This is a genomic window from Mesorhizobium sp. M7A.T.Ca.US.000.02.2.1 (genome assembly GCF_003996995.1).
Lineage (GTDB): Bacteria > Pseudomonadota > Alphaproteobacteria > Rhizobiales > Rhizobiaceae > Mesorhizobium.
The window spans coordinates 1-8397 of sequence record NZ_RZTT01000273.1 but is presented as its reverse complement, the minus strand read 5'-3'; the positions used below and the strand labels follow the sequence as shown (position 1 = coordinate 8397).

General features: G+C 63.1%; 7 protein-coding genes. 4 read left to right on the top strand and 3 right to left on the bottom strand.

Annotation, left to right across the window (positions count from 1 at the left end):
• Together EOD15_RS22965 and EOD15_RS22960 are read left to right on the top strand one after the other, a co-directional pair.
• A partial coding sequence (locus tag EOD15_RS22965) for an FAD-dependent oxidoreductase (RefSeq protein ID WP_185929041.1) occupies positions 1 to 543 on the top strand: 543 nt, incomplete at its 5' end.
• Between the two features lie 79 nt (positions 544 to 622).
• Positions 623 to 1519 carry a LysR family transcriptional regulator gene (locus EOD15_RS22960; protein WP_023809733.1) on the top strand — a complete coding sequence of 299 codons (897 nt, stop codon included), beginning with the start codon at positions 623 to 625 and terminating at the stop codon, positions 1517 to 1519.
• Between the two features lie 24 nt (positions 1520 to 1543).
• Here the strand turns inward: EOD15_RS22960 and EOD15_RS22955 are convergent, their stop codons facing one another.
• Positions 1544 to 2041 (bottom strand): isoprenylcysteine carboxylmethyltransferase family protein, encoded by a 498-nt coding sequence (locus EOD15_RS22955; RefSeq protein WP_127323038.1) that lies wholly within the window; start codon positions 2039 to 2041, stop codon positions 1544 to 1546.
• Between the two features lie 720 nt (positions 2042 to 2761).
• A complete protein-coding gene (locus EOD15_RS22950) occupies positions 2762 to 4813 on the bottom strand; it encodes an elongation factor G (protein ID WP_127267438.1) in 2052 nt (683 codons plus the stop codon).
• A gap of 311 nt (positions 4814 to 5124) precedes the next feature.
• Between EOD15_RS22950 and EOD15_RS22945 the strand changes: the two genes are divergently transcribed.
• On the top strand, positions 5125 to 5520 hold the full coding sequence (locus tag EOD15_RS22945; protein ID WP_127321439.1) for a cupin domain-containing protein: 396 nt from the start codon (positions 5125 to 5127) through the stop codon (positions 5518 to 5520).
• 139 nt (positions 5521 to 5659) lie between these two features.
• Positions 5660 to 7177: an MFS transporter gene (locus EOD15_RS22940; RefSeq protein WP_127321440.1), complete on the top strand. Its 1518-nt coding sequence runs from the start codon at positions 5660 to 5662 to the stop codon at positions 7175 to 7177.
• 62 nt (positions 7178 to 7239) lie between these two features.
• On the opposite strand, the gene EOD15_RS22935 is transcribed toward EOD15_RS22940, so the two are convergent.
• A partial coding sequence (locus EOD15_RS22935) for a pyridoxal phosphate-dependent aminotransferase (protein WP_148129621.1) occupies positions 7240 to 8397 on the bottom strand: 1158 nt, incomplete at its 5' end.

Sequence of the window (8397 nt, the reverse complement as noted above, 5' to 3'; positions counted from 1 at the left end):
AGGGGCAAGGATGTCGCGGTGGTCGGTGGCGGCAATTCCGCGGTGGAAGAGGCGCTCTATCTGTCCAATCTCGCCAGGAGCGTGACGGTCATCCACAGGCGCAGCGATTTTCGCGCTGAACGTATTCTGCGCGAGCGGCTTCTGAAGAAGGACAATGTCCGCGTCATCTGGGACACGATCGTCGATGAGATCACCGGTCGACCCGGCAAGACGCCGCTGCCGCCCTCGGTCGAGGGGCTGAAGCTCAAGCATGCGGTGACCGGCGAGGTGTCGCACCTCAAGATCGACGGCGTGTTCGTGGCCATCGGCCATGCGCCGGCGGTTGAACTGTTCGCCGGCAAGCTCAAGCAGAAGCCGAACGGCTATCTGTGGACAGCGCCGGATTCGACCCGCACCGATGTGCCGGGCGTGTTCGCGGCCGGCGATGTGACCGACGATATCTACCGCCAGGCGGTGACGGCAGCGGGGCTCGGCTGCATGGCCGCGCTCGAGGCGGAGAAGTATCTGGCCGGCATCGAAGTGCATCGCGAAGCGGCCGAGTAGAGAGTTCAGAGAGCGGCTTAGAAACGCCGTGTAAAAGCCTGATTTTTCATTCAGACGCCAAAACAGAACGAGGGGAATCATGGCGTTGGACTGGGACAAGCTACGCGTGTTTCACGCTGCGGCGGAGGCGGGGTCGTTTACCCATGCGGCCGAGACATTGCATCTGTCGCAATCGGCGATCTCGCGGCAGGTCAGCGCGCTCGAGCATGATGTCGGCGTGCCGCTGTTCAACCGCCACGCCCGCGGGCTGGTGCTGACCGAGCAAGGTGAGATGCTGTTTCGCACGGCGCATGACGTGCTGATGAAGCTGGAGACCATCAAGTCCCGGCTGACCGAGACCAAGGATCGTCCGTCGGGCGTGCTGCGGGTGACGACGACGGTGGGGCTGGGCGCCGGCTGGCTGACCGAGCGGGTGCAGGAATTCATCGAACTCTATCCCGAAATCAGCCTGCAGCTGATCCTCGCCAACGAGGAACTCGATCTCACCATGCGCCAGGCCGATTGCGCCATCCGGCTGCGCCAGCCGCAGCAGCCGGACCTGATCCAGCGCCGCCTGTTCACCGTGCATTTCCACCTCTACGCGGCCCCATCCTATGTCGCCAAGCATGGCAAGCCGTCTTCCGTCGCCGAGCTGAAGGCCCATCGCATCGTCACCTTCGGCGTGCCGGTGCCGTCGCATCTGTCGGAGCTGAACTGGCTGGAAACGGTCGGTGATTTCGAAGGCGGACAAAGGGTGCCGACGCTGCAGATCAACGACATATTGTCGATCAAGCGGGCGGTGCAGGGCGGTGCCGGCATCGCCATGCTGCCCGACTATGTGATCAGCAAGGACTCCGATCTGGTGCAGCTGCTGCCGGAGACCGAGGTGCCGTCTTTCGACACCTATTTCGCCTATCCCGACGCGATGAAGAACCAGGCCAAGCTGCATGTGTTCCGGGACTTCATCATCGCCAAAGCCCGAAGCTGGTCCTTCTGATTTTCGTTTTCACGCCCTACGGGATTATCCCCGCCAGGGCATCAGCCGAGGCAGCCAGCCGGGCACGTTGCGGCGGTAGGTCTCGTATTCGGCGCCATAACGGCGGCTAAGCGTCGGCTCTTCATAGAGCCTGACGAAGGCGCCCATGGAGACAGCGCTGACGGCGGCATAGGCGACCAGCGCCCAGCTCGAGAACAGCAGCGCCTGGCCGAGGATGATCGACAGCACGGCGACATACATCGGGTTGCGGACATGGCGGTAGATGCCGCCTATCACCAGCCTCTCGGTCGGGGCGACCGGTGCGGGTGTGCCCAGGCCCTCAAGCGCAAAAAGGCCGAAGGCATGCAGGAGTGCCGCGCCCGCGGCAACGATCAGAAGCCCGCCAACAGGGGCAAAGCCCGGCAGGCCCGACCGGGGCAAGCCCCAGCGATCGGTCAACAACCAGGGCACCAGCCCGGCAACCACGCACGGCGCCGCGATGAAGAAGGCCGCACTGCCGGCGATCGCCGAAAACCTCCGCATTGGCTGCTTGCTCCGCGATTGCCTTAGAAATGCACGCCTGCTGCCCGCTTCCACATCATTGCCCAGTTTTGGCATTTCGAGCCGAAAGCCAGCCGAGATTAGCGATTCTGTAGTTGCAATTGCCCGATTCAGCGCTCCATTTCGACGATTTTGCTGGTCCTATTGGCTTCTGGAATGGGTTAGACCACAGCCTGCGTCTTTTTGCATGTGTGTGTTGCAAAATAGATGCTTGTTTCTTGGGCATGATGAGCACATATAGAGATCATCTCCTGGGCGCGTTCTCCTCCCATTAGCGCCCTCGAGTGTTCCCCTCTGGAGGTTAGCCTTAACAGGCACTCCAATCAAACTCAGCCGGATCTTCATTGATCCGGCTTTTTTGTTGCCTGTACCCTGCTGGGCCGGCCAAAAATTCCATCACAATTGCCACGTAACGGTGACATGTAACCTCTGGTAACATATCCCGAACGCCCGCGACCTGCTATGTAGATCATAGGACGCGGTGTGGTTCGGACGGGAGATGGGGGCATCACTCGTACGGCCCGGGCTCAGGCGGCTACCGCGTCCGAACCGTTTTTCCGCCGAACTCGGCGGTACCAAATGCGGCGGACCTGACGTTTTACCTCCCAAGGAAACGGTCCGCGAACAAAACGACGTCCGGTCCCCGCCGGACGTCGTTTTCTTTTGTTCCCCCGAATCAGGTTCGAGAGGAACGCCACGCCATCAGGCAGCCTTGCCGTTGGTGTTCATGGCGTCGTCGGCCAGACGGCCGGTGAGTTCGGCCATGTGGTCGAAGACGGCACGATAGCTGGCAACGCCCGCGGTCGCCGAGCGCAACTCGATGATCAGGTCGCCGATCTCGGCTTGCGGCATGGTTGCCTCGACGACATCCCATCCCGGCCAGTCGGGTCGCGCGTCGTAGCCGAGGATCTGGCCGCGCCGCTGCGGGATGAGAGCGATGATCTTCGAGGTGGCGTCGGAGGGGGTGACGATCTCGACCTTCATCACGGGCTCCAGGAGCACCGGCAAGCACGCGGCCATGCCTTCCTTCATCGCCAGCCTGGCCGCCATCTGGAAGGCCATGTCGGAGGAATCGACCGCATGATAGGAGCCGTCCGACAGGTTGACTGCGACATCCACGACCGGAAAGCCCAGCGGCCCGGATTTCAGATAGTCGCGGACCCCGGTCTCGACCGACTGGATGTAGGTCTTGGGCACGACGCCGCCGGTGATGGTGTCGGTGAACTGGAAGCCGGAACCGCGCGGCAGCGGCTTGATCTCGATCACCACGTCGCCGAACTGGCCATGGCCGCCGGACTGTTTCTTGTGACGGCCGCGCTGCTGCGCCGATTTGCGGATCGTCTCGCGATAGGGCACCGCCGGCGGATGACCTTCGACCGGTATCTGGTTCTTGCCTTCCAGCCGCTCGCGCACCACGCGCAGATGCATCTCGCCATGGCCCGACAGCACGGTTTCGGCCGAGTCCTGATTGTGGCGCAGGCTGAGCGAGGGGTCCTCCTCGGCCAGCCGCTGGATGGCAGCCGACATCTTCACTTCGTCCTTGCGCTCCTTGGGGCGGAGCGCGAAGGCGAAGACCGGCTGCGGCGGCTCGAACTGGACGAGCGGCTTGATGCCGCCCTTGGCCGAGCTCAGCGTCTGGCCGGTCTTGACCTCGTCCAGCTTGCCCAGTGCCACCGTGTCGCCGACCTTGGCGATGGAGAGCTTGGACTGGTCCTTGCCGAGCATCCGGTAGATGCCGGAAACCTTGGCCGTGTCGCCGCCGGGCAGCCAGAGTTCGGAACCGTCGACGACCTGACCGGAGAGGATGCGCGACACCGACAGCTTGCCGCCATGCGAGGTGTGGATGGTTTTCATCACCTGGACCAGGGTAGCCGCGCCGTCGGGTGCACCGAGCCGTTTGCGGGTCGCCTCGATGTCGGGCGCGTCGTGGCGGATCGCCTTCAGGAGGCGCAGCACGCCGTTGCCTTTCTCGGCGGTGCCGATCAGCACCGGGATCACCGCACCGTCACGCAGGTCGGCGGCGAGGTCGTCGAAGATCGCATCCTTGGGCGGCTCGATCTCCTCGAGCAGTTGTTCCATCAACTGGTCATCATGGTCGGCCAGCGTCTCCAGCATCGAGAAACGCGCTTCGAGCTCGCGCGCCTTGTCGTCGCCGGGAATCTGCGCCACCTCGCTTTCGGCATATTCGCGATAGATGTAGGCGCGCTCCAGCGCCAGGTCGATCGAACCAATGACGACGCCGTCCTTGCGCAGCGGAATCTGGCGCAGCAGCAACGGCACGGCACTGGCCGGCTGCAGCATCTTCAGCGTGTCGCGCACGCCGGTGATTGCCTTGTCGACCTTGTTGAGGAACAGAATGCGCGGCACTCCGAGATCGTCGAGCTTGCGCATGATCAGTTGCAGGGCAGGGATCTTCTTTTCGTCGGCCTCGGCTACGACGACCGCGAGGTCGCAGGCGGCCAGCACCGGTTCGGCCTCGAAAGAGAATTCGATGGAACCGGGACAGTCGACGAAGGTGATCTGCTCGCCCATGAATTCGGTCGTGGCGACCGTCGCCTCGACGCTCATGGCGTGGGCGCGCGCCTCGGGCGAATGATCTGAAACGGTGTTACCTGATGAAACGGGATTTTGTCGGGGAATTGAGCCCGTACGGGCCAATATGGCTTCGAGAAGTGTCGTCTTACCGCTTGCGAAGGGACCGACTATGGCAATGCATTTCGGTCCCGTGCGTCGTCCTCCGGCGCGAGTACCCATGACTGACCTCCACTCAGGCGTTTCCCGTAGGACCGACTGGCATGTATGGTTCAGGCTTGGTCAATCGGTCCTGAGCGGCGGCCGGCCTGTTCGACCGTCGCGGGCGGGGTTCTTTTCAAGTGCCACCTGCCCAAAGCCATCGTCCCACTTGTTTGCCGGCAGGGCAAGAAAAATAGAAACCCTTTGCTCGGCAGTGGACCGTGCGGATCATATGCTGGGGCTGGCAGCGGGAAGCTGTTGCACGTCGACCGATATCGGCCGAAACTGAGAACAGGCGACCCGTCGCCCGCTGTTTGAAGGACCATCGACCCATGAAGATCATCGCCTGCGGCAGCGTGCCGACCGTCATCGCGCCGGAAAAATACTTCACCGGCCGGGTGCTGCAGACGCCGATCATCGAGAAAGAGGCGCCGGCGCGGCTGCGGGCCACGCTGGTCAGCTTCGAGCCGGGCGCGCGCACCCACTGGCATACGCATCCGCTTGGCCAGACGCTGTACGTGACGGTGGGCGCCGGGTTTGCCCAAACGTGGGGCGGCCCGATCCAGGAGATCAGGGCCGGCGACGTCATCTCGTTCGCGCCTGGCGAAAAACACTGGCATGGCGCGGCGCCGAAATCGGCGATGACGCATATCGCGATGCAGGAGGCGCTCGACGATGTCCATGTCGATTGGCTGGAAGCGGTGACATCGGGACAATATGGCGGCTGATGCTCAATCCGTAGGAAGCCGGGCTTCTATCCAGCCGCGACATTTTTAACTCCATCGCGTGACAGCGCCATGCCCGCCCATTCAACTGACCGTCAGTCAGTGACGTAGGTGATTGCGAAACTCACGTCTGGATATAGCCATGTCAAAGCATCGTCTGCCCCTGGTCGCCGCTGTCTATCTTGGTTCGTTCGTGGCTCTGCTCGACGTCAGCATCGTCAATGTCGCGCTGCCGACCATCCAGCAGGCGTTGCAAACCGATTTCGGCGGCCTGCAATGGGTGGTCGACGCCTACACGCTGTGCCTGTCCGCCTTCATGCTGTCGTCCGGCCTGATCGGCGATCGCTATGGCCGCAAGCGCTCGTGGCTGGCCGGCGTGGGCATCTTCGTGGCCGGCTCGCTGATCTGCGCCGTCGCGCCCAATCTTCCGGTGCTACTGGCCGGCCGGGTCGTACAGGGCATCGCCGGCTCGCTGCTCATTCCAGGCGCGCTGTCGATCCTGACGCAGGCCTTTCCCGATGCGCGCCAGCGCGCCGGCGTCATTGGCGGCTGGGCGTCGTTCGCCGCCATCTCTCTGCTCGTTGGTCCCGTCCTCGGTGGCATCCTGGTCGAGACCGTCGGCTGGCAAAGCATCTTCCTGATCAACCTGCCGCTGGGCTTGATCACGATCGCGCTCGGTGCTGCTTCGATCAACGAGACGGCGCATCCCGAACATGCCCATCTCGATCTCGTCGGCCTGGCTCTCAGCATCCTGTGGCTGGGGGCGCTGACCTTCGGCCTGATCTCGGCCGGCGAGAATGGCTGGGGCGAGCCAAGGACGGTCACGGCGCTCGTCGCCGGCGTCGTCGGCCTGGCTGCTTTCCTCGGCTTCGAGGCGCGCACGGCACGGCCGATGCTGCCGCTTGGCCTGTTCCGCGATGTCCGCTTCGCCGTCGCCAATGTCGCTTCGTTCGCGCTCGGCTTCACCTCCTATTCCAGCGTCTTCTTCTTCTCGATGTTCCTGCAGCAGGTGCAGGGCTGGTCGCCGACGCAGACCGGCCTGCGCATGGCGCCGGCCTTCATCGTCCAGATCGTGGTGTCGCCATGGATCGGCAGGCTGAGCGCGCGCTATGGTCACTCTGCGTTGATGACCATCGGCTATGTTGCTATCGGCCTGTCCATGCTCGGCATGTGCTGGGCCGGCCCTTCGACGACCTATGCGGTGCTCTGCCTTCTGTTCGCCATTGGCGGCCTCGGCAATGCGCTGGCAATCCCGACCGGCAGTGCCGCGGCCATGTCCTATGCGCCGCGCGAACGCTCAGGCATGGTGTCGGCGGTCATCAATGCCACCCGCCAGAGCGGTCTTGCCATCGGCATCGCCTTGCTCGGCGCCTTGATGAGCATGCGGGCAACCAACCTTTTGACCGGGTATCTCGGCGATGCCGGTGTCGCCAACGCGGAAGCGGTGGCTCGTGCTGCAATTTCACGGCATGATTTCGCAACCGATGCGGCGATGGGCGAAAGCGGCGTGCATGAACTCTATGCTGCCGCCTATGCCGGCGGCTTCCATGCCGCGATGCTGACGGCGGCGATAGGCGCGTTCCTCACCGCCGCATTGCTGGTTGCCGTGCTGGCGCCGGCCGAGGCGCGCTCGGCCAAGGAGACCAAGCACGAGGCGTGAGGCTGACGGCCCATTAAAAAACCCGGCGGTGAAGCCGGGTTTTTGCATTCATAGTGCGTCGGTCAGGTCAGCGAAGCCGTAAAACGCTGGATGCGTGTGCAGGCTTCTTCCAGAAGCGTCTCCGAGGTCGCGTAGGAGATGCGGAAGTTGGGCCCGAGGCCGAAGGCCGAGCCGAACACCACCGCGACGCCCTCGGCTTCGAGCAGTTCCGAGCAGAAGGTCTCGTCGGTGTCGATCAGCCTGCCGGCCTTGGTCTTCTTGCCGATCAGCTGGGCACAGGAAGGATAGACATAGAAGGCGCCTTCCGGCGACGGACAGGTGATGCCGCGTGCCTGGTTGAGCATCGACACGACAAGGTCGCGCCTGCCTTGAAAGATCGCCTTGTTTTTGGCGATGAAATCCTGCGGGCCATTCAGCGCCTCGACGGATGCCCATTGCGCAATGGTGCAGGCGCCCGATGTCTGCTGACCCTGGATCATGTCCATCGCCTTGATCAGTTGAACCGGACCCGCCGCATAACCGATGCGCCAGCCGGTCATTGCATAGGCTTTCGACACGCCGTTCATGGTCAGCGTGCGCTCGTAGAGCTTAGGCTCGACCTCGGCGATGGTCTTGAAGACGAAATCGCCATAGGTCAGGTGCTCGTACATGTCGTCGGTCAGCGTCCAGACATGCGGATGCCTCAGCAGCACGTCGGCCAGCGCGCGCAGTTCGGCCTCGGTATAGGCAGCGCCTGACGGGTTCGACGGCGAGTTCATCAGCAGCCATTTGGTCTTCGGCGTGATCGCCTTTTCCAGCACGGAAGCGGTCAGCTTGAAGCCATTGTCGATCGAGGTGTCGGCAAACACGGAGGTGCCGCCGCAGATGGCCACCATCTCGGGGTAGCTGACCCAATAGGGGCGAGGAATGATGACCTCGTCGCCGGCGTTCAGCGTCGCCATGAAGGCGTTGAACAGGATCTGCTTGCCGCCGGTGCCGACTATGGTCTGCTCGGGCTTGTAGTCGAGATTGTTCTCGCGCTTGAACTTTTTTGCGATCGCCTCGCGCAGCGGCACGATACCCGAAACCGGCGGATACTTGGTTTCGCCACGGCGGATCGCCTCGATTGCCGCATTCTTGATGTTGTCTGGCGTGTCGAAATCCGGTTCGCCGGCGCCGAGCCCGATAATGTCACGGCCGGCATTTTTCAGCTCGCGCGCTTTCTGCGTGACCGCGATGGT